The organism is Tardiphaga sp. (assembly GCF_044340795.1).
Classification (GTDB): Bacteria; Pseudomonadota; Alphaproteobacteria; order Rhizobiales; family Xanthobacteraceae; genus Tardiphaga.
In genome coordinates this window covers 1-20,228 of the sequence record NZ_JBIISY010000058.1, presented here as the reverse complement: position 1 = coordinate 20,228, position 20,228 = coordinate 1, and the positions used below count along the sequence as shown (strand labels likewise).

16 protein-coding genes and 2 pseudogenes are annotated in these 20,228 nt (G+C 64.1%); 4 read left to right on the top strand and 14 right to left on the bottom strand.

Annotated features, from left to right (window positions below; genetic code table 11):
- Positions 1-58 precede the first annotated feature (58 nt).
- The 5 genes from panE to ACIQ17_RS12110 all read right to left on the bottom strand — a co-directional run bounded on the left by panE (position 59) and on the right by ACIQ17_RS12110 (position 4,581).
- A complete protein-coding gene (gene panE / locus ACIQ17_RS12130) occupies positions 59-982 on the bottom strand; it encodes a 2-dehydropantoate 2-reductase (RefSeq protein ID WP_398468820.1) in 924 nt (307 codons plus the stop codon).
- A gap of 154 nt (positions 983-1,136) precedes the next feature.
- On the bottom strand, positions 1,137-1,874 hold the full coding sequence (locus ACIQ17_RS12125; protein WP_398468818.1) for an SDR family oxidoreductase: 738 nt from the start codon (positions 1,872-1,874) through the stop codon (positions 1,137-1,139).
- Positions 1,871-2,473: a 2-hydroxychromene-2-carboxylate isomerase gene (locus ACIQ17_RS12120; protein WP_398468816.1), complete on the bottom strand. Its 603-nt coding sequence runs from the start codon at positions 2,471-2,473 to the stop codon at positions 1,871-1,873. Before ACIQ17_RS12120 ends, ACIQ17_RS12125 begins: the two co-directional genes overlap by 4 nt.
- 120 nt (positions 2,474-2,593) lie before the next feature.
- Positions 2,594-3,943, bottom strand: a complete 1,350-nt coding sequence (locus tag ACIQ17_RS12115; RefSeq protein WP_398468814.1) for an MATE family efflux transporter — start codon at positions 3,941-3,943, stop codon at positions 2,594-2,596.
- Between the two features lie 56 nt (positions 3,944-3,999).
- A complete protein-coding gene (locus ACIQ17_RS12110; protein ID WP_398468812.1) occupies positions 4,000-4,581 on the bottom strand; it encodes a DUF2239 family protein in 582 nt (193 codons plus the stop codon).
- Between the two features lie 108 nt (positions 4,582-4,689).
- Here ACIQ17_RS12110 and ACIQ17_RS12105 point away from each other — a divergent pair.
- Positions 4,690-5,353: pseudogene (locus ACIQ17_RS12105) on the top strand (glutathione S-transferase family protein).
- A gap of 47 nt (positions 5,354-5,400) precedes the next feature.
- Here the strand turns inward: ACIQ17_RS12105 and ACIQ17_RS12100 are convergent.
- The 3 genes from ACIQ17_RS12100 to ggt form a co-directional block, all read right to left on the bottom strand.
- Entirely contained in the window at positions 5,401-6,453 is a 1,053-nt protein-coding gene (locus ACIQ17_RS12100) for an ABC transporter substrate-binding protein (protein WP_398468810.1), read from the bottom strand.
- 388 nt (positions 6,454-6,841) lie between these two features.
- Positions 6,842-8,002: an ABC transporter substrate-binding protein gene (locus ACIQ17_RS12095; RefSeq protein ID WP_398468842.1), complete on the bottom strand. Its 1,161-nt coding sequence runs from the start codon at positions 8,000-8,002 to the stop codon at positions 6,842-6,844.
- Between the two features lie 201 nt (positions 8,003-8,203).
- The gene (ggt, locus tag ACIQ17_RS12090; RefSeq protein WP_398468808.1) at positions 8,204-9,949 is read right to left on the bottom strand and encodes a gamma-glutamyltransferase; all 1,746 of its coding nucleotides are present in this window, start codon (positions 9,947-9,949) and stop codon (positions 8,204-8,206) included.
- A 105-nt stretch (positions 9,950-10,054) separates the two neighbouring features.
- On the opposite strand from ggt, the gene ACIQ17_RS12085 reads away from it, so the two are divergent.
- Positions 10,055-11,443 (top strand): MFS transporter, encoded by a 1,389-nt coding sequence (locus tag ACIQ17_RS12085; protein ID WP_398468806.1) that lies wholly within the window; start codon positions 10,055-10,057, stop codon positions 11,441-11,443.
- Positions 11,444-11,580: 137 nt separating this feature from the next.
- On the opposite strand, the gene purH is transcribed toward ACIQ17_RS12085, so the two are convergent.
- The 3 genes from purH to ACIQ17_RS12070 all read right to left on the bottom strand — a co-directional run bounded on the left by purH (position 11,581) and on the right by ACIQ17_RS12070 (position 16,510).
- Complete coding sequence (gene purH / locus ACIQ17_RS12080; protein ID WP_398468804.1) at positions 11,581-13,173, bottom strand: bifunctional phosphoribosylaminoimidazolecarboxamide formyltransferase/IMP cyclohydrolase; 1,593 nt, start codon at positions 13,171-13,173, stop codon at positions 11,581-11,583.
- 101 nt (positions 13,174-13,274) lie between these two features.
- On the bottom strand, positions 13,275-14,957 hold the full coding sequence (locus ACIQ17_RS12075; protein ID WP_398468840.1) for a heparinase II/III family protein: 1,683 nt from the start codon (positions 14,955-14,957) through the stop codon (positions 13,275-13,277).
- Positions 14,958-15,169: 212 nt separating this feature from the next.
- Complete coding sequence (locus ACIQ17_RS12070) at positions 15,170-16,510, bottom strand: RsmB/NOP family class I SAM-dependent RNA methyltransferase (RefSeq protein WP_398468802.1); 1,341 nt, start codon at positions 16,508-16,510, stop codon at positions 15,170-15,172.
- 187 nt (positions 16,511-16,697) lie between these two features.
- Between ACIQ17_RS12070 and ACIQ17_RS12065 the strand changes: the two genes are divergently transcribed.
- Both ACIQ17_RS12065 and ACIQ17_RS12060 read left to right on the top strand, forming a co-directional pair.
- Positions 16,698-16,913: a DUF1674 domain-containing protein gene (locus tag ACIQ17_RS12065; RefSeq protein WP_398468800.1), complete on the top strand. Its 216-nt coding sequence runs from the start codon at positions 16,698-16,700 to the stop codon at positions 16,911-16,913.
- A gap of 44 nt (positions 16,914-16,957) precedes the next feature.
- Complete coding sequence (locus ACIQ17_RS12060) at positions 16,958-17,515, top strand: thermonuclease family protein (protein WP_398468798.1); 558 nt, start codon at positions 16,958-16,960, stop codon at positions 17,513-17,515.
- A 47-nt stretch (positions 17,516-17,562) separates the two neighbouring features.
- Here the strand turns inward: ACIQ17_RS12060 and ACIQ17_RS12055 are convergent, their stop codons facing one another.
- The 3 genes and pseudogenes from ACIQ17_RS12055 to ACIQ17_RS12045 form a co-directional block, all read right to left on the bottom strand.
- Positions 17,563-18,078: a L,D-transpeptidase gene (locus ACIQ17_RS12055; protein WP_398468796.1), complete on the bottom strand. Its 516-nt coding sequence runs from the start codon at positions 18,076-18,078 to the stop codon at positions 17,563-17,565.
- A 356-nt stretch (positions 18,079-18,434) separates the two neighbouring features.
- A complete protein-coding gene (locus ACIQ17_RS12050; protein WP_398468794.1) occupies positions 18,435-19,559 on the bottom strand; it encodes a Kelch repeat-containing protein in 1,125 nt (374 codons plus the stop codon).
- Between the two features lie 181 nt (positions 19,560-19,740).
- Positions 19,741-20,228: pseudogene (locus ACIQ17_RS12045) on the bottom strand (acetyl-coenzyme A synthetase); the annotation flags it as partial.

Sequence of the window (20,228 nt, the reverse complement as noted above, 5' to 3'; positions counted from 1 at the left end):
GCGAGGGTGGAGCAGCATGGGTTTTCGCTACGCTCAACCCATCCTACGAATCCGAGATTCAACCGCCCCGCTGGTTCTCATACGTCTTCAGATGCGTATAGATCATCCGCATCCGTGGCACCGCGACCTTGGCCGCGTCGGCGCGGGCGATCATGTCGCCGACGATCTGGTCGGCCTCGATGGCAGACTTGCCGAGAATGTCGCGATACATCGAGGCCGTTGCCTTCGAGCCTTCCGCGGTGAGCATGGCCTCGGTGCGCTCGATGAAGGCAGGACGCGGCGTGAAGCCATTGGCGACGGCCACGGCCGCGCATTCGTCACGCACGCCGAGAATGAAATCGCGGCCGCCCGGTGCTGCGAGAATATCGCCGATGGCGCCGCGCATGGATGAGGTTGCGCCGGCGATGCTGGCGAGGAAAACCCACTTCTCCCACATGTCGTGGATGATGGTCTCGGACGAGGTGCCGCCGAAGTTGCCGGACTTCATCACCGCGTCGATGGCCTTTGCACGCTCGGAACTGCCACCCTTGCGCTCGCCGAAGCTCAGCACCTGCAGCGGCGTCATCTGCACCACTTCGCGCGCCGCGTTGAGCGTGGCAGCGATCTGGCACTGGCCGCCCATCACCGCGTCGGCGCCAAAGATCTGCTCCAGCGTGTCGAGATGCTTCATGCCGTTGAGCAGCGGAATGATGGTCGTCTTCGGCCCCACGGCCGGCGCAAAGGACTTGACCGCATCGTCGAGATCGAACGCCTTGCAGCTCAACAGCACCACGTCGAATGTTTCGGTGAGCTGGTCGGCCTGCACCGTGGGCGGGTTCTTCAGCGTCACGTCGCCGTGCGGGCTCTTGATGACGAGGCCGGCGCTGGCCAGCTCACCGGCGCGCTTCGGGCGGACCAGGAAAGTGATGTCGTTTCCGGCTTGCAACAGCCTGCCGCCGAAATAGCCGCCGATGGCGCCGGCGCCGACCACAAGAATACGCATTTCGAAGTCCTTATGAATTCATCCCGATCGTCATGGCCGGCTCGTCCCGCCTGCGGGGCTGAAGCCCGGCCATCCGTCGTCGTCCGCATCATCAAAAGCTGGATGCCCGGGTCAAGCCCGGGCATGACGCCAGGAGCGAGGGGCAGCCCTGGGCCTACCACTTCTCCCCAAACGGCCGGATCTCCATTTCAAAAGTCCAGGCACTGCGGGGCTGGCTGTAGAGCTGCCAATAGGACTCCGCCACCGAGGCCGGCGGCATCAGCAGGTCCGGATTGTCGAGGGCCTCGGGCCCCAGCGCTTCCAGCCGGCGCTGCCGCACCCATTCGGTATCGACCCCGCTGTCGATGATCAGATGCGCCACATGGATGTTCTTCGGGCCGAGCTCGCGCGCCATGGCCTGGGCCACCGCACGCAGGCCGAATTTGGCCGAGGCGAATGCAGCGAAGCCGGAGCCGCCGCGCAGGCTGGCCGTGGCGCCGGTGAAGAAGATGTTGCCCTGCCCGCGCGGCAGCATCAGCCTTGCCGCCTCGCGGCCGGCGAGGAAGCCGGAATAGCAGGCCATCTCCCAGACCTTGCGGAACACCCGCTCGGTGGTGTCGAGGATCGGGAAGTTCACATTGGCGCCGACATTGAAGATGCAGACCTCGAGCGGCGCATGGGCGTCGGCGTCGTTGAGGAAGGCGGTGATCTCCTCCTCCTTGCGCGCATCCAGCGAGCGCGGATGAATGCTGCCGCCCTTGGCCTCGATGTCCTTCACCAGCGGCGCCAGCTTGTCGCCGTTGCGGCGACCGGCGAACACGGTGAAGCCTTCGGCGGCAAATTTCTTTGCGATCTCGGCGCCGATGAAATCGCCGGCGCCGATCACGGCCACGGTGGCGTTGCGGCTGCTCATGATGCAATCATCTCCTCGACTTCGCGGAGTTGCTCCTTGCCGAAAAACATCTCCGTGCCGACGAAGAAGGTCGGCGACCCGAACGCCCCGCGTTCCACGGCGTCCTGCGTGTTGGCCACGAGCTTTGCCTTCACGTCAGGCTCCTGCCCGCGCGCCAGCAGCCCGACGCCATCGAGACCGGACGAATTCAGCGCGGCGATGGCGACTTCCAGGTCGTCCATCTTTTTCGGCTCCACCCACATGTGATGGAATGCCGCCTCGACATATTTCTCGAACACGCCTTCGAGCTGCGCCGCCACAGCGACGCGCATCAGGTTCAGTGTGTTGACGGGAAAGTTCGGATTCCACGCATAGGGCTTGACCTTGAAGCGCCTGACGAAGCGCTCGGTCTCGAGCTGGTGGAATTCGCGCTTGTTCTTCACGCCGGCATAGGTTTCGGCCGGCGAGCGGTTATTGGTCGCCTTGAAGATGCCGCCGAGCAGCACCGGGACATAGTCGAACTTGGCCCCGGTCCGTGCCTCGATGGCGGGGATCGCCTCATGGCTCAAGAAGGCGTTGGGGCTGCCGAAATCGAACAGGAACTGGACTGTCTGTGCCAAGTGGCCCTCCCGGATGTCATGATCTTTCCGACCATCGTTGCTGACGAGTGTGGCGCGGCATGGCTGCCGCGTCCACTCTTTTCATGATGGTCATCATATCGTGATGGCGGGCGGGCGCAATCAGATCAGGCGCGTGATGGTCTTCTTGCGCCAGACGAAACGGTAATAGCTCGCCTGCAGCAGGAACATGGCGCAGAAGGTGATCGGCCATGCGTACCAGACGCCGGTGACGCCGAAATGCCGGCTCAGCACGATGGCGCTCGGCACCTCGATCAGTGCAATGGCCAGCACCGACAGCAAGGTCGGCATGAACACCGTGCCCGATGCACGCATGGTGCCCGAGAAAATGCCGGACATGCCGAACACGATGCTGCTCCACAGCGTGATGTGGAGCAGGTGCTGCGACAGGTCGAGCACGGACGCTTCGGTGATGAAGAAGCCCATCACCGTTCGCGAGAACAGATAGATCAGCGCCACCAGTCCGCCGGTCAGCACGATGTTCAGCACCAGCGCGGTGCGCACGATGGAGCCAAGCCGCGCGACGTCACCACGGCCGATGGCCTGCGCGCCGAACACCGACGCCGAGATCGCAATCGACATGGCCGGAAACTGCGCATAGCTGATTACCTGATTGACGGCGCCGTAGGCCGCGGTGGCATCGGAGCCGAAACCGTTGACGATGCCGAGCAATGCAAGTTCGGCGACCGACATGGTGACGATCTGGATCGCCGTCGGAATGCCGAGCCGCAGGATGCGGCCGAGCAGCGACAGATCCACATGCAGGTGCCGCAGCATGGCGCGGTCCGGCGCCAGTGGATGGTTGCGACGGATCAGATGGATCGACAGCCATGTCATGCCGACAGCGGTGGAGATGACGGAAGCGATCGCCGCGCTGGCGACACCGAGCGGTGGCAGGCCAAGCCAGCCGAGGATCAGCGCCGGCGTGATGATCAGGCCGAGCACGGTCGAGATCGCCAGCCCGACCAGCGGCGTCATGGTGTCGCCGACGCCGCGCATCAATGACGTCGAGAGCAGGAAATAGAAGGTCAGCGGCATGCCCAGCATCATGATGCGTGCATAGTCGGTGGCCTGATCGAGAATATTCGCCGGCGTCGCCAGCGCGATCATCAGCTCGCGCGCGAACAGCCCGCCGAAGATCGAGATCGAGAACCCGATCACCAGCGTCGCGAGCAATGCCGCGGCGGCGATCTCCTTCACCTTGTCGCGCTGCCCTGCCCCCCATGCCTGGCCGATCAGGATGCCGGCGCCGGTGCCGAGCCCGATGACGAAGGCGACGAAGAAGAACATCAGCGGAAACACCGACGATGCCGCTGCCAGCGCGTTCACGCCGATCATCTGGCCGAGATAGACATTGTTGATGGTGCCGAACAGCGATTGCAGGATGTTGCTCGCCATCATCGGTCCGACGAAGACGAGAAAGTCCTGCCACAGAGGTTTTTCCGCGGGCATTGAAACAGTCCTGAATGGGAGCTGGCGGCGCGCCTGTCGCGCGCCACCATGAGGTGTCAGCTGTGATCGGCGAAAGCGAGCCGCACGATGTGATCGCGGATATCCACCGGCCATCCCGCGATCAGCTCGCCGAACTTCCGCCGGTCGGCTGCGAACAGAGCGCGCGAGGCTTCCTCGAAATCCGGCAGATTGCCCGCCATGGTGGACATGAAGTGATAGGCCGCATCGCGGGCGGCGCGCGCACGGTCGCGGTCGCCATGGGCGCGGCGGGCGTCTTCCACCAGTTTTCGCAGGGCCACCGAGGCGCCGCCGGGCTGGGCGGCGAGCCAGTCCCAATGCCGCGGCAACAGCGTGATCTCGCGGGCTACGACACCGAGCTTCGGCCGGCCGCGGCCGCGCGGCTCGGCCGGAACCTCGCTCGCGGGTACCGGTTGCGGCAGGCGGGCGATGATCTCGCGATGGCTGCCGCGCAGGTCGATGTCGATGGACTTGCCGGTGGCGTTGTCGAAAATGATGATCGGGTCGGCGATCGGCCCTGTCGCGATCTTCACGGCCACCGCCACCTCGGCCAATGGCCCACTGGCCAGCAGCTTGGAGCCAGCGAAGGCTGTGTAAGGAGAAACAGTGCTATCGGTCATGGCCGCCCCCGTCCTGTCATCGGAACGGCCGCTAATTACACCCGGATGATATTTGCGTCAATATTACCCGGATAAATAAAATCCGTTCCGGACGCCTCAAGGACCAGCATGCTCGTCGTTCACCACCTCAATAATTCCCGCTCGCAGCGGGTTCTCTGGCTGCTGGAAGAGCTGGGCGCGCCCTATGAGGTCAAACGCTATCAGCGCCAACCGAACATGCTGGCGCCGAAGGAGCTGCGGGCCATCCATCCGCTCGGCAAATCACCGGTCATCACCGACAACGGCAACACCGTCGCCGAGTCAGGCGCCATCATCGAATACGTCCTGAAGACCTATGGCCAGGGCCGGCTGATCCCCGCCGACGATACGCCCGAACGGCTGCGCTACACTTACTGGCTGCACTACGCCGAAGGCTCTGCGATGACGCCGCTGTTGCTGAAGCTGATCTTCGGACTGTTGCCGAAACGCGCGCCGTTCCTGATCCGCCCGATCGTGAATGCGGTGGCGACCAAAGCGCTGGCGACATTGGTGACGCCGCAGCTCAGGCAGCACATGGCGTTCTGGGAAAGCGAACTGGGCAAGAGCGAATGGTTCGCCGGCGATGATTTCACCGCAGCCGATATCCAGATGAGCTTCCCGCTCGAAGCTGCAAGCGCGGGGCGGGCTGGAGCAAGGCCATCCGAAAGCGATGGCATGGCTTGCGAAGATCCACGCCCGGCCCGCCTATCAGCGTGCGCTGGAAGTCGGCGGCCCGTATGAGATCGGGAAGTAGTTCAGGGCAGAGCGGCGCCGGTCCCCCTCGACGCCGCTCTGCGCCCCTCAGTTGCCTCCGGTGATCTTCACCGCTGCGATGTCGAAGTGCTTCGTCTTTGCTTCCGCATCGACGGCCTTCGCGATCTCCAGATTCACTGAGTCCTGTACCTTCGGCACGCGCGGCAGCAGCTTCTCGCCATGACCCCACTCGCCCATGCGCTGCATGCTGGCAAGGCCAGTCGGCGAGACCGCGGTAGTGATGTCGGCAAAATTCTTGACGCTCCAGTTCGGATCGAAGGTCGAAGCGCGCTCGATCACTTCGGTCGGGATGCTCTTGGCCGGTTCAAGCGACTGGAACCACTTGTTGGTGCGCTCGTGATTCTGGCTGGCATAGAACAGCGCTTCCGCATGAGCGCGCAGAAAACGCTTCAGCACATCCGGTCGCTTGCTGACGAACTCGTCGCGCGCCTGCAGCACCATGGCCGGCGCGGTGTTCTGCGAAATCACCTTGGCGAGGCCGGCCTGCTCGAACAGCGTCACCCAGGGATCCCACATGAAGAAAGCGTCGATCTTCTGCGCGCGCACGGAGTCGGCGAGCTCCGGCGTGCCGAGATTGACGAAGTTCATGTCGCTGCCGACCTTGAGTCCGGCGCCCCGCACGGCTTCCTGCGCATTCAGATAGGCTGTGATCCCGAACAGCCCGAATACCTGCTTGCCCTTGAGACCCGCCAGTGAATCGATGCCCGACTTGGTGGTTGCCAGCACAGCCGAACGGAAGCTCGATTGATGCGCCACGACCTTGATCGGCGCGCCCGCCGACATCAGCATCACCGCACTGAAATCGGCGACACTGCCAATGTCGGCTGCGCCGGACACCAGCGCCTCATTGATCGGCGGCCCGCCGACGAACTGGATCATTTCCAGCTGTAATCCGTGTTTCGCGGCGATGTCCGTGTTCTTCAGCGTGTGCTGCAGCTGTGCAGACGCCGTCACGGTATTGGTCCAGCAGAACCGCACCTTGTCGAGCGGCTGCGCCCGCGCGACATGAGGGGCCGCGAGCGCCGAGCCGACACTGCCTGCGAACAATGCATTGAAATGACGGCGCGTGAAATGTGTCATGCGTATCTTCCTTCCGCCTTTGACTTTCGAGCGATGTCCGCACGTCGTGTGCCGACGTGAACATGCGCCGTCACGCATCCCGGCGCGCGCGGACATGACGATCTCGAATGGATGATGTTGCGCATGCGGCCGTTGGTCAGAATGCCCGGCCGTCTCTATCCCTGCGTCGGCGCCAAGTGTGGTCGGCGGGACGGCTTGCTGTCAAAGCCATATGTTTTGCAGCGCAGGCGCGATTTTTGAGCACGCAACGATGAGACGCTTGCATTCAACGGCGCAAATTCCATGACTGGTCGCCATTGCGAGCGATACTCGATCCGACGTTGCTGGATGCTCTGTCGCTCGCACCGGGAAAAGCCATCGGCTTCTCCCGGTCTCGCAATAACGAAGTTCAGTGCGTCAGATACGGACAACCGCCTTCTGCCATCGGCCGGAACGCATCATCACCCGCGATCGTCGCCACGGTCTCATACAGATCCCATGGTTGCTTCGATTCCGTCGGCTTCTTGATGCGCATCAGATACATGTCGTGCACCATGCGGCCGTCCTCACGGACCTTGCCGTTCTGCGCGAAGAAATCATTGACCGGATTGGCGCGCATCCAGGCCATCACCTTCTCGGTGTCGGTGCTCTTCGTCGCCGCGACGGCCTTGAAATAGTGACGCAGCGACGAGTTCACGCCGGCCTGATAGGCGGTCGGCATCGCGCCATGACGCTTGTAGAATTCCTGGCTGAAGGCGCGGGTCTCCGGCGTGCGGTCCCAGTAGAACGAGTCGGTGAACATCAGGTCATGGGCATTGGCGAGGCCCATGGCATGCACGTCGGTCAGCGTCACCTGCAATGCGACGATCTGCATGCTGCTCTGGATGTTGAATTCGCCCGCCTGGTTCACGGCCGTCGAGAAATCCGCGCCGGCATTGGCGAGGCCCAGCACCTTCGCGCCCGACGACTGCGCCTGCAGCAGGAAGGACGAGAAATCTGCGGTGCTGAACGGATGCCGGACCGAGCCGACCACCTTGCCGCCGCTGGCCGTCACGGCCCGCGATGCATCGCGCTCCAGCGCCTGGCCGAAGGCATAGTCGGCGGTGAGGAAGAACCAGGAATCACCGCCGCGCTTGACGATGGCCTTGGCGGTGCCGTTCGACGCCGCATAGGTGTCATAGGTCCACTGCACCGATGTCGGCGAGCACTGCTTGCCGGTGATATCAGACGAGCCGGCGCCGGAGATCAGAAAGATCTTCTTGCGCTCGCGGGTGAGGTTCTGCACCGCCAGCGCCACGGCAGAGTTCACGCCCTCGGCCACCACATCGATCTTCTTGTTGTCGATCCAGTCGCGCACGATGCCGGTGGCGACGTCCGGCTTGTTCTGGTGATCGCCGGAAATGATCTCGATCTTGCGGCCATCGACACTGCCGCCGATTTCCTCGGCCGCCATCTGCGCCGCGATCACCGACCCCTTGCCGTTGCCGTCGGCATATTGCCCGCTCATGTCGGTGATGATGCCGACGCGCAGTGTGCCATCCTCGGCATGAAGCGCAGCAGTCGAACACATCAGCAGCACGCCGGCCGCAACGGCTTTTACGAAATTCAAAGTCACGAAAGTCCTCCCTTGGCCGCCTCTGTTGTGAGGCTCGGCACGGCGCGTGAACGCGCCGCTGCAGGGAAGGTTGCCCGATGCTGCGACATTTTGGCAATGCGCTAAGCTACCCGTGAGAGCCTCGCTGCCATGCGGACAAATGCGCTGTGTCGCCCTTTAGTTGCCGATGGCGGCAGCGCCACGCGTGCGTGGGTCCGGCGCGCCGAGCAGTCCATCTTTCGTGATCATGATGGAGTTGGCCGAAGTCTGCCCCATCGGCTTCACGATCTTGTGTCCCATTGTTCTCAGCCCGTCGAGTGCCGCGTCCGACAAGCCGTTCTCGATCCGCACTTCATCGGGCAACCATTGATGGTGCAGGCGCGGTGCCGACACGGCGGACATCACGTCCATGTTGTAGTCGAGCGCGTTGACGATGACCTGCAGCGTCGTGGAGATGATACGGCTGCCGCCGGGTGAGCCCGTCACCAGCACGGGTTTCTCATCTTTCAGCACGATGGTCGGTGTCATTGACGAGAGCGGGCGTTTGCCGGGGCCTGGCAGATTGGCCTCATAGCCGACGAGACCATACGCGTTGGATGCGCCGGGCGATGCGGTGAAATCGTCGAGCTCGTTGTTGAGCAGCACCCCGGTGCCTTCGGGCACGAGGCCGACGCCGTAGCTGAAGTTCAGCGTGTAGGTATTGCTCACTGCATTACCGGCGCTGTCGACGACGGAGTAATGCGTCGTGTTCTGGCCCTCGCGCGGCGGCTTCGGTGTCAGTGCATCGCTCCATGGCGTCGCGTGCCTGGTATCGATCGTGGCGCGTTGTTTCGCGGCATAATCCTTCGAGATCAGCGTGTCGATCGGTGCGTTGACGAAAGCGGGATCGCCGAGATAGCGCGCGCGATCGGCATAGGCGCGCTTCATTGCCTCGATCAGCAGATGCAGCGATGGCGCCGACCCCTGCTGCATTTCGGCAAGCGGAAAACCTTCCAGGATGTTGAGCGTTTCCAGCAGCACCGTGCCGCCGGACGATGGCAACGGCATGGAGACGATGTCATAGCCACGATAGTTGCCGCGCACGGGCTCGCGGATCACCGGCTGATAGGTCCTGAGATCGTCGAGCGTGAAGATGCCGCCGGCCTCGTTGATGCCTTTGACAAGCTTTTCAGCCACAGGCCCTTCGTAGAATCCGCGCGGTCCTTGCTGCGCGATGGCCGTCAGCGTCTGCGCCAGGTCGGCCTGCACAAGCTTGTCGCCCTCGCGCAACGACGTGCCATCGGATCGTGAGAAGATCGGTTTGCTCGATGGCCAGCGCGCCAGCCGGCGATGCCAGTCCGGCAACGTATCGGCACCATCATCGGTGAGCACGAATCCGTCACGCGCCAGCGCGATGGCAGGCTGCAGCAGGTCCGACAGCGTGAATTTGCCGGAGCCGTATTTCTCCAGCGCGAGCGCGAGGCCCGCCACCGTGCCGGGAATGCCGATGCCCAGCGCACTGTCACGCGATTTCGCGATCTCTGGCTTGCCGTCGCTGCCAAGAAACATGTCGCGGGTCGCCTTGCCGGGCGCCGTCTCGCGATAATCGATGGCGGTGCTCTCACCTTTGGCGGTGTGGATCACCATGAAGCCGCCGCCGCCAATATTGCCGGCGCGGGGATAGGTGACGGCCATGGCGAAGCCGGTGGCCACGGCGGCATCAATGGCATTGCCGCCGCGCGCCATGACATCGGCGCCGACCTGCGCGGACAGCCGTTCCTGCGCAACGACCATGCCTTGCTTGGCGGCAACCGGCTTCAATGTACCCAGCGGTGCGGGAGTATAGTTGTCGCGCGATTGTTGCGCGTTTGTCGGCCCGGCCGATACCAATATTACTGCGAGTGCTGCAACGCATGCACAACGCAGGAAAGCAAAACGATTCATCGATGGCTCCGGCTGGGCGGCGGTCACGATCGTTTAACCGCCTTGCATGCTATATGGATTGAGAATCGTCATCCACAACACGCGGTTCTTTGAGGAGAACACTCCATGGCGGTCGTCGCCGCATCTTCTCCTGTCGCGGCTATTCCGACCCGCTATCCGCCGCGCCGCGCGGTGGTCAGCTGGATGTTCTTCGATTGGGCCGCGCAGCCCTATTTCAGCCTGATCACGACCTTTGTGTTCGCGCCCTATTTTGCCACCCGTGTCGCGGCCGATCCGGCGACGGGACAATCGCTGTGGGGATTCGCGACGGCATGTGCCGGCCTGATCATCGCGCTGATGTCGCCGGTGCTCGGCGCCATCGCGGATGCCAGCGGACGCCGCAAGCCGTGGATCGCCGGTTTCGGGACCATCTTCGTGATCGGCGCCTGCCTGATGTGGACCGGCAAACCCGGCGATCCCGCGCTGATCCTACCGCTGCTGCTCGCTTATGGCTTCGCCACCATCGGCGTCGAATTCGCCACGGTGTTCAACAATGCGATGATGCCGACCCTGGTGCCGCCGGATCAAATCGGGCGGCTGTCGGGCTCGGGCTGGGCGCTCGGCTATGTCGGCGGCATTCTCAGCCTGGTCGTGGTGCTGGGTTTCATGGCCGCCAATCCATCGAGCGGCAAGACGCTGTTCGGCCTGACGCCGATCCTCGGCCTCGATCCCGCGACGTTCGAGGGCGATCGCATTTCCGGGCCATTGTCGGGCCTGTGGTTCGTCGTTTTCGTGCTGCCGATGTTCCTGTTCACGCCGGATTTTCCGGCGCGGGTAAAAGCGAGCAATGCCGTTCGTGCGGGCTTGACCGATCTCGGCCACACGCTGCGCGAATTGCCGAAGCACAAATCGATGATGGCGTTCCTGATCGCCAACATGATCTATACCGACGGCCTCGTCTCGCTGTTCGCCTTCGGCGGCATCTATGCGGCCGGCACGTTTGGTTGGAACACGATCCAGATCGGCACGTTCGGCATCATTCTCGCCATCGCCGGCACCTTCGGCGCCTTCATGGGCGGCAAGCTCGATGACGCATTCGGCCCGAAGCGGGTGATCGCCGGATCGCTGCTGCTGCTGCTGCTGGCGATCGTGTCGATCCTCTTGATCGACAAGGAAACCATCCTGTTCATGAAAGTGACCCCGCCGCAGCCGAATGGCGGACTGTTTGCAGCACCGGCGGAGAAAGCCTATCTGCTGCTCGGCTGCCTGATCGGCATGGCTGGTGGCCCGTTGCAGGCAGCCTCGCGCACATTGCTGATCCGGTTGGCGCCGCAGGATCGCATCGGCCAGTTCTTCGGGCTGTTTGCACTGACCGGAAAAGTCACGTCCTTCATCGGCCCGCTGCTGATCGGCGTCGTCACCGCGGTGACGGCGAGCCAGAAGGCGGGGATGGCGGTGCTGGTGCTGTTCTTCGTCGCGGGATTGGCGCTGCTGGCACGGGTGCGGCAGGCGTAACTCTTGCTGTCGCCACCCGGCTTGACCGGGTGGCCCAGTAGACGCAGCAGCTTGCGTTTTTACATCGATGTCAGTGTCTACTGGATCGCCCGGCCCCAGCGCGCAATTGCGCGCCGGCCGGGCGATGACAGCAGAGCTTAGTGCTTGAAGTGCCGTGTCCCGGTGAAGACCATGGCGATGCCGGCATCGTCGGCGGCCTTGATCACTTCATCGTCGCGTACCGAACCGCCCGGCTGGATCACCGCCGTGGCACCGGCCTCGATGGCCACCAGCAGACCATCCGCGAACGGGAAGAAGGCGTCGGAGGCGACCACCGAGCCCTTGGTCATCGGCTCGGCGAGCTTCATCTCGGCTGCTGCATCTTGCGCCTTGCGGGCCGCGATGCGCGCGCTGTCGATACGGCTCATCTGGCCGGCGCCAACGCCAACCGTGGCGAGGTCCTTCGCGTACACGATCGTGTTCGACTTGATGTGCTTCGCGACACGGAACGCGAACTTCAAATCGCGCAGTTCGGCCTCGGTCGGCTGACGCTTGGTCACGACCTTCAGGGTCATGTCGTCCACGACAGCATTGTCACGGCTCTGAACGAGCAGACCGCCGGCCACTGTCTTTGCAGTAAAGCCGGCCGCGCGCGGATCGGGCAGGCTGCCCGCCAGCAGCAGGCGCAGGTTCTTCTTCGCCGCGACGATGGCGATCGCTTCATCACTCGCATCCGGCGCCACGATCACTTCAGTGAAGATTTCGGTGATCACTTTCGCCGTCTCGGCATCCAGCGTGCGGTTCAGCGCCACGATGCCGCCGAAAGCCGAGGTGGAATCGCAGGCCAGCGCCTTGCGATAGGCCTCGACCAGATTGCTGCCTTCGGCAACGCCGCAGGGATTGGCGTGCTTGACGATGACGCAGGCGGCGGTGCGCTTGGGATCGAACTCGGCGATGGCCTCATAGGCCGCGTCGGTGTCGTTGATGTTGTTGTAGGAGAGCTGCTTGCCCTGCACCTGGCGTGCCGAGGCGACGCCGGGGCGCAGTTCGGGCGTGCGATAGAAGGCTGCGGTCTGGTGCGGGTTCTCGCCGTAGCGCAGCGCCTCGACCAGCTTGCCGCCGACGGCGCGGAAATCCGGCGCTTCGGTGTTGAGCTGTTCGGCGAACCAGTTGGAGATCGCAGCATCGTAGGCGGCAGTGCGCGCATAGGCCTTGGCGGCCAGGCGGCGGCGCAGCGTGCGGGTGGTCGCGCCGTTATTGGTCGCGAGTTCGTCGAGCACCGATTGATAGTCCGACGGCTCGACCACGACGGTGACGTCGTCATGGTTCTTCGAGGCGGCGCGGATCATGGCGGGGCCGCCGATATCGATATTCTCGATGCAGTCTTCCCAGGAGGCGTTCTTCGCCACCGTCTCTTCGAACGGATAGAGATTCACCACCAGGAGATCGATCTGCGCGATGCCATGATCGGCCATGGCTTTCTTGTGCTCGGCATTGTCGCGGATGGCCAGCAGGCCGCCATGTACCTTCGGATGCAGCGTCTTGACGCGGCCATCCATCATTTCCGGGAAGCCGGTGAGATCGGAGACGTCGGACACCTTGAGGCCCGCCGCAGCGATCGCCTTGGCGGTGCCGCCAGTGGAGACGAGATCGACGCCATGCGCGGACAGCGCGCGGGCGAATTCGATCAGTCCGGACTTGTCGGAAACGGACAAAAGAGCGCGAGTTACCTTGCGCGGATGGTCGGTCATGATGGTGTATCCCGTGGGAGAAGGCAGCCGCGTAGCATGGTTTGGCGGGGCGTGAAACCGGGCCGGTTGGCATGCCAGAAATTTGGCGGTGAGCGACTGAATTACAACGGTAATTCCGGCTCGCGCCGCGCGTTCCGCCGCGCACTCGTCTGCGACGGCGACGAATTCGATCGGGCAAAGCTCCAGCGCACGCTGCCGGTCTGGCGGGCGTCCTGGTGGATCACGATCTGGGCGGTGCGGCGCGGGCCGTCATTGCCGGCCAGGAACACGCTGTCCTCGAGATCGACCTTGTCATCGAGGGCCTCGAAGGTCCAGACGTCGCGGTTCGGCAGCACCAGCATGACGCCGCGGGCGTCGCTCAGCCGGCTCGCTTTCACCGACGGATGCAGGTGGAAGCGGACCGCATAATCGGTGTTGTTGCCCTTCAGCCGCGATCCCGGCGCGGGCGTGACGATGTCCTCGCCATCCAGCCGGTTGCCGTCGGCGGCGATGGTCAGGATGCGGCGATGCTCGATGCCGAAGCGCGACTTGTAGCCGTCATGGGCAGTGGTCAGCATGGTGCCGTCGGTCATCACCTCGCGATAGTTCTCGACATTGTGCGGGCCGTTGGTGATCGGCGAGCCGCGCAAGAACTTCTTCATGGCGCCGGCCTCGACGAACTGGCTCGACGAGGTGTTGTGATAGCTCACCGTCGAATGCGCAGCCGTGGAGCGGGCGAAGACGCGCCAGTTGTCGCGCGCCGTCGAGGGCATGCCGCAATTGACGACGATGCGACTGGCGCCGGACGACAGCTCGAAAGCCAGCGTGCCGGCATGCGCCTCGTGGCTGACATCAGGTGGCGGCGGTGAGCCGGTGTCGATCACCACGGTCATGTTGCCGGCTTCCAGGCGCTGGAAGCCCGTATGCGGCATATGGGCCATCGGCACGCCATGGGTGTCGTCATAGGCCAGCAGCGTGGCGACCAGATGCGAGGGCGTGGAGCTCATGCCGTTGAACAGCGCGAAATTGCCGTCGCCATGGCGGAAGAAGCGCAGCATCGGCATCATGCGGTCGATCGCATTCAGCAGCGCCGGCGGCGGCGCGATGTTGCGTGCGGCAAAGGTCTGGCGCAGTGGCAAGAGATCGATCAGCAATTCGATAAGCGCATTCGGATTGCGCGAGACATGGCCGCCATCGGGCAGTATCTGCTTCTGCAATTCATCGGACAGCCGCTTCGCCGCGGCGCGGATGTTGTTGGCCTGGTTGGCGAGGCAGAGCGAGGCGTAGCACAGCGCGATCAGCACCTGCATCTTCGGCAGGCCGTCGGCGGCGCTCGGCAGCGCATAGCGCAGGGTCCGGATTTCGCGCGCCAGCATGCGCAGATAGCGGCGATAGAATTTGCCGTCGGTGTCGCCGAGCACCAGCGGCGCCTGCGACAGCAACGAGATCACGCGGCGCGCAATCACCTCGGGCCGGCGACCATTCGGCCGCTTGCGCGAGGTATTCGACATCCAGTCGTCGATCAGCGAGCGTGCATTGGCGCGGGTGATGGCGGTGTCGGCGGCGCGCAGGTGACGCAGCCAGCCGAAGCCGAGCAGCGAGACTTCCCAGTCTTCCGATGGCGGTTCCAGATCGAAGATGGAGCGGCCGTGGCAGGTGACGATCTTGCCGGCGAAGACGAAGCGGCCGGCATAGATCTCGGCTGCGCGCGTGGCATCGGTGGTGCGCAGGTCATGCGGCGCAATTAGCAGGCGATCGGTGCGGCCGGGCCACAGACGCGAGACCGCCGCCGAGCCGCCGGACATGCGCGCCAGCGCACTCCGCGCGAAGCGGCCGAGGATCAGCCTCGAAATACGTCTGCGGTGAGCGACCACGTGTGCCTTGGTCCGGAATCAGGGTGGGATGGAAACAGAGAAATACCGTTGCGAATCCTTCTTAGCCGGAAACGCCGCCCGCACACAGTACAAGGAGACGCCCTGTGGACGCCCGCCGAATCAAAGGAATAGTCCAGTAAATATCAGGATTTAATCAGTCGCGCTGCATAGAAGCCGTCGAGTCCGCCAAGCCGGGGATCGGCATGTGGCAAATGGCTTGGCAGCGTACGCAAATCGCCATCCGGCGTGATGATCTCGGTGAGGCCGGCAACCTCGCTGGCAGTCGCGGGTACACGGCGCATGCTGCTGTCATGCGCCAGCAGATCGGCGATGGCGTGTTCACCCTCGTCGGGTTCCATCGAGCAGGTGCAATAGACCAGCACGCCGCCGGGCTTCAGCATGGTCACTGCCTTGGCCAGCAAACGACGTTGCAGGGCCGTCAGCATGGTGATGTCGGCTTCCTGTTTCAGCCAGGCGACATCGGGATGACGGCGGATGGTGCCAGTGGAGGAACACGGTGCATCCAGCAGAACGCCATCAAAGCCCTCGCCGGGATATTCGGTGCCGTCGGAAACGATGGTCTCCGCCTGCAACAGCAACCGCGCGAGATTTTCGCGCAAGCGCGCCACGCGGTTCGGTGAGCGATCCACGGCGACGACATGCGCGCCGCCCTGGGCGAGCTGCGCGGTCTTGCCGCCTGGCGCGGCGCAGAGATCGACGATGCGCTTGCCCTTGAGATCGCCGAACAGCCGTGCCGGCAATGCTGCCGCGGCGTCCTGCACCCACCACTGGCCGTCGTTGAAACCGGGCAGCATGGTCACCGAGCCCTGCAGCAGCGTGCGCACGGTGCCGGTCGGCAGCACTTCGCCATGCAGGCGTGTGGCCCAGGCTTCGGCGTCGGATTTCACGGTGAGATCGAGCGAGGGCTCGTGGCTGAGTGCGGCGGCGATATCGTGTGCGGTCGCCTCGCCATAATGCGCGGACCAGCGGGCGAACAGCCACGGCGGCACGTCCAGGCTCTGGCCGGCCGTTTCGGCGATCAGTTCCTGCCCCTCGCGCGCGCAGCGGCGCAGCACGGCATTGACGAGGCCGGCATATTTCGCAGCACGGCGATCCGATTGCACCATCCGGACGGACAGATCGACGGCGGCATGATCCGGCACGTCCATCCAGAGAATCTGCGCAGCGCCGATCAGCAACGCGCTCTGCGCACGCGGCGCATCGGTGGGAATGCCGCGATCGAGCAGACGGGAGAGAATCTGGCCCAGCGTGCCGAGCCGGCGCAGGATCGTCGCGACAAGCCGACGCATCAGCGCGCGGTCGCGGTCCGACAGTGTCTTCAGGCCGGGATGGGCGGCAGAGCCCTCGAGCTGATCATCCAGCGTGCGGTGTTTCTGCAGCACGCCATCCAGAATGTCGGCTGCGATGCGTCGCGCGGCGAGGCCAGGGACCTCGGGTGGCGGTGCGTATTTCACTTGCGGCATGCAGCAATATCACAATGGAAGATCGGGAATGGCGAGAATTTCGGCCGCAGCGGGCGGGACCGATTCTGTCGCACGCGAATATGCCAAATGTAAGAATCGCCTTTATATGGTCAGTGTCGCACATTAGTTCTGCGATACGAAATTGGTAACGCGTGCGGGCCCTTGCCGGTTCACAGGGATCATCGAGATGAACGACAAACCAGCAGATCACTCCATCGTGCCTGATGCTGCGCCGGAAAAGGTGCTGTCGCCGGCTGCGAAGCGCGCTTTGGCCGAGGCCGAGGAGCGCCGTGCCGCAGCCGCCGCGCCCTCGCCCCATGCCAAGGAGTTGCAGGGGCCGGATGGCCCCGAGCCGACCCGCTTCGGCGACTGGGAACGCAAAGGCATCGCGTCGGATTTTTGACGCCATTCCATTTCCGGATTTCCGATCGCTTGTAGCGCCATCCCATGCCGCCAGCATCACGCATCCATCATGCGTCGCCATGGCGGGCGCGTCTGTCGCGCCTGTGGCCGTGGATCTTTGTGCTCGGCATGGCAGCGGGCTCGGCGCTGCCGCTGAAGCGCTGGCTGCCGACTGTCTTCCATGACGAGACCCAGGCCGAACGCGACGCCAATGCGATCGTGCAGCGAACCGGCAGCCGTGACGAGCGCCATGCGGTGGATGTGCTCTACACCATCGATGGCGACACCTTTGGTGCCCGCGTGCACATCGCACCCGGCGACGATCTCACCGCGCGCATCCGTCTGCGCGGCATCGATGCGCCCGAGCTCAAAGGCCAGTGCACCACTGAGATCCGCCTCGCCGAGGATGCCACCGCTGCCCTGAAGCGACTGCTCAAGGAAGGCGGCGTGACGATCTACAATATCGGCGCCGACAAATATCCCGGCCGCGTGGTCGCCAACGTCGCCACGCGTCGTACGCCGGATGTTTCGGCCGCCCTGCTGGCCGGCGGTTTCGCGCGCAGCTATGGCGGCGGCCATCGCGGCGGCTGGTGCGACAAATGACAAAGCCGCGCTGTGGGCGCGGCTTGTCAGAGCGAAAGCGACAATACTCAGCGCTGGGTGACAACCACCTGGGTGCCGACATTGACGCGCGAGAACAGGTCGGTGATGTCCTCGTTATACATGCGCACGCAGCCATAGGAGACATAGCCGCCGATCGACTTCGGCACATTGGTACCGTGGATGGCATATTCGCCACCGGCGAGCGTCATGGCGGCGACGCCCATCGGGTTGGCGGGGGAGCCGCCCGGGATCACGTCCGGAATGCGCGGATTGTCGCGCTTCACATCGGCAGGGGGCGACCAGGCGGGCTGGCGATACTTGCCGTCGATCTTGGTGACGCCTGCCCACTGCTTGCCGGGCTTGCCGACGCCGACCGGATAGCGCACGGCGACGCCGGGCTCGACCACGAGATAGAGTTTGCGCTCGCCGGTCTTCACCACGATGGTGCCGGGGGCATATTCGCCGCGGAAGTTGACGAGGCTGGGGGCCGCCTGCACGGACGTGGCGGCCAGGGTGCTAGCCACAAGGGTTGCGGCCAATGCACCTGCAATTTTCGAAGACATCGATCTCTCCAAATTCGACCATCCGGTATCGGCCGGGCGAGGTCGTCCCGCCCCTGCGGGCGAGCACATCATTGCAATATCGGGAAGCATCGACCGGCCGCGTAAACAGCCGGTCTCCAACGGCGCGTGAGCCGCACCGAGGCGCCGTTTAATGAGGGGAACTCGGAATTAAAGTAAATGATCGGGAAACAACACTCGCTCTAAATTGGACGCGATGGGTTGTTGCGGGGCTGACAATCGCGTGAAAGCGTCGGCCCGTAGCCCGGGTGAAGCGGAGCGTAACCCGGGGACAGTAGAACCAGCTGAAACGCCGGTCCCGGATTGCGCTTCGCTCCATCCGGGCTACGCAATCCCGATCACCCCAGCGTAAACGCCTCATGGATCGCCGATTGCACGGCGCCACCGGTCACCGCACCACCGCCGGCCACATAGATCCAGTCGCCGATCACCGTGGCGCCCACCGCATGGCGCGGGGTCAGCATCGGGGCGTGGCTCTGCCAGCTGTCGGTCCGGGGATCGTAGCTCTCCATCTGGCCGAACACCTTTTCCTGCGTGATCTTGCCGTCGCGGATCACACCGGACTCGCCGCCCATGGCGAACAGCCGGTCGCGATAGATCACGAGGCCATGACCGGAGCGCGCCACCGGCAGCGGTTTGCGCAATTCCCAGGTGTCGCGTTCGGGCAGATACACGTGATGCAGGTCGGTATTGTATTCGAAGGTGTTGAAGCGCCCGCCGATCACATGGATGACGCCGCCAAAAGCGACACAGCCGACATGGTCACGCGCGCCGGGCAATGCTTTTCGCGTCTCCCATTTATCGGTCCTGGGGTCGTAGACCTCGTGCCAGCCGACGCTGGCGCGTTCGGCCGCAGGCTCTGATGCGCCACCAATCAGGTGGATCTTGCCATTCAGCGCCACGGCCGCGCCGGCCCCGCGCGGACGCGGCAGCGGGGCGATGCTGTCCCAGCGATCGGCCGCGACGTCATAGGCGTACGTGTTCTGATCGGAGCCGCGGTTCTGCTGCATGAAGCCGCCCAGCGCATAGACGCGACCGGCATCGGCGGCGACCGAGACGTGATTGGCGCCGCGCGGCAGCGGTGCGGCGTTAAACCACTGATCCTTCGCGGCGTCGTAGACGTGATGATACGGCCGATCGACCCGGCCTTCGCCATAGCCGCCGACGATGTGCATGCGGTCGGCCCAGGCCGTCGCCCATGCCATCTCGCTGCGCGGCAGCGGCAGGGCCGCGCGCGGCTGCCATTTGCCGGGCGGGCCTTTCGGCGCGGGACTGTCGGTGACGCGCTGCGCCTCCTGCTCCGGCGTCATGTGATGCGGCACACCGCCTTGCAGCTTGGCGTAGGGCTCGGTGGAGGATGGCGCGGCAGGGAGGGTTGGGTGATGGCCGGCGTGTTGGGCATGGGCTGCAGCAGCGCCGGTGAGCAGCGCGGCGCCGCCAAGAACAAAGGAACGGCGATCCATAGCGTCTCTCCCCTCACTCTTTGTGTCATCGCCCGCGAAAGCGGGCGATTCAGTATACACAGACAGTAGTGAAAGTACCGAGACGTGGCCTCTCGTCATTGCGAGGAGCGTAGCGACGAAGCAATCCAGCGCTTGGCAAAGAACTGGATTGCTTCGCCCTGACGGTGAGCGACCGAGGGCCTTACGCCCCCTTCTTCTTGTTCTGCCGCTTCTCGACGAGATCATCGACCACAGCCGGATCCGCGAGCGTCGAGGTATCGCCCAGCGACGACGGCTCGTCCTCTGCGATCTTCCGCAGGATGCGGCGCATGATCTTGCCGGAACGGGTCTTCGGCAGGCCCGGTGCGAACTGGATCAGGTCGGGCGAGGCGATCGGGCCGATATCCTTGCGGACCCAGGCCACCAGCTCCTTGCGCAGGTCTTCCGTCGGCTCGATGCCGGCCATCAGCGTCACATAGGCGTAGATGCCCTGGCCCTTGATGTCGTGGGGATAGCCGACGACCGCGGCTTCCGACACGGCATCATGCGCCACCAGCGACGACTCCACTTCCGCGGGGCCCATGCGATGGCCGGACACGTTGATCACGTCATCGACGCGGCCGGTGATCCAGTAATAGCCGTCGGCATCGCGCCGGCAGCCGTCGCCGGTAAAGTACTTGTTCTTGTAGG

Bases quoted from the DNA above. Each gene is read 5' to 3' on its own strand.
- ACIQ17_RS12125 (WP_398468818.1), bottom strand. From the start codon at position 1,874: ATGAGCAGCCGCAACGCCACCGTGGCCGTGATCGGCGCCGGCGATTTC.
- purH (WP_398468804.1), bottom strand. From the start codon at position 13,173: ATGACCGACCATCCGCGCAAGGTAACTCGCGCTCTTTTGTCCGTTTCC.
- ACIQ17_RS12070 (WP_398468802.1), bottom strand. From the start codon at position 16,510: ATGCCGCAAGTGAAATACGCACCGCCACCCGAGGTCCCTGGCCTCGCC.
- ACIQ17_RS12100 (WP_398468810.1), bottom strand. From the start codon at position 6,453: ATGACACATTTCACGCGCCGTCATTTCAATGCATTGTTCGCAGGCAGT.
- ACIQ17_RS12050 (WP_398468794.1), bottom strand. From the start codon at position 19,559: ATGGATCGCCGTTCCTTTGTTCTTGGCGGCGCCGCGCTGCTCACCGGC.
- ACIQ17_RS12060 (WP_398468798.1), top strand. From the start codon at position 16,958: ATGCCGCCAGCATCACGCATCCATCATGCGTCGCCATGGCGGGCGCGT.
- ACIQ17_RS12115 (WP_398468814.1), bottom strand. From the start codon at position 3,943: ATGCCCGCGGAAAAACCTCTGTGGCAGGACTTTCTCGTCTTCGTCGGA.
- ACIQ17_RS12085 (WP_398468806.1), top strand. From the start codon at position 10,055: ATGGCGGTCGTCGCCGCATCTTCTCCTGTCGCGGCTATTCCGACCCGC.
- ACIQ17_RS12055 (WP_398468796.1), bottom strand. From the start codon at position 18,078: ATGTCTTCGAAAATTGCAGGTGCATTGGCCGCAACCCTTGTGGCTAGC.
- ACIQ17_RS12095 (WP_398468842.1), bottom strand. From the start codon at position 8,002: ATGTGTTCGACTGCTGCGCTTCATGCCGAGGATGGCACACTGCGCGTC.
- ACIQ17_RS12075 (WP_398468840.1), bottom strand. From the start codon at position 14,957: ATGTCCGGCGGCTCGGCGGCGGTCTCGCGTCTGTGGCCCGGCCGCACC.
- ACIQ17_RS12110 (WP_398468812.1), bottom strand. From the start codon at position 4,581: ATGACCGATAGCACTGTTTCTCCTTACACAGCCTTCGCTGGCTCCAAG.
- ggt (WP_398468808.1), bottom strand. From the start codon at position 9,949: ATGAATCGTTTTGCTTTCCTGCGTTGTGCATGCGTTGCAGCACTCGCA.
- ACIQ17_RS12065 (WP_398468800.1), top strand. From the start codon at position 16,698: ATGAACGACAAACCAGCAGATCACTCCATCGTGCCTGATGCTGCGCCG.
- panE (WP_398468820.1), bottom strand. From the start codon at position 982: ATGCGTATTCTTGTGGTCGGCGCCGGCGCCATCGGCGGCTATTTCGGC.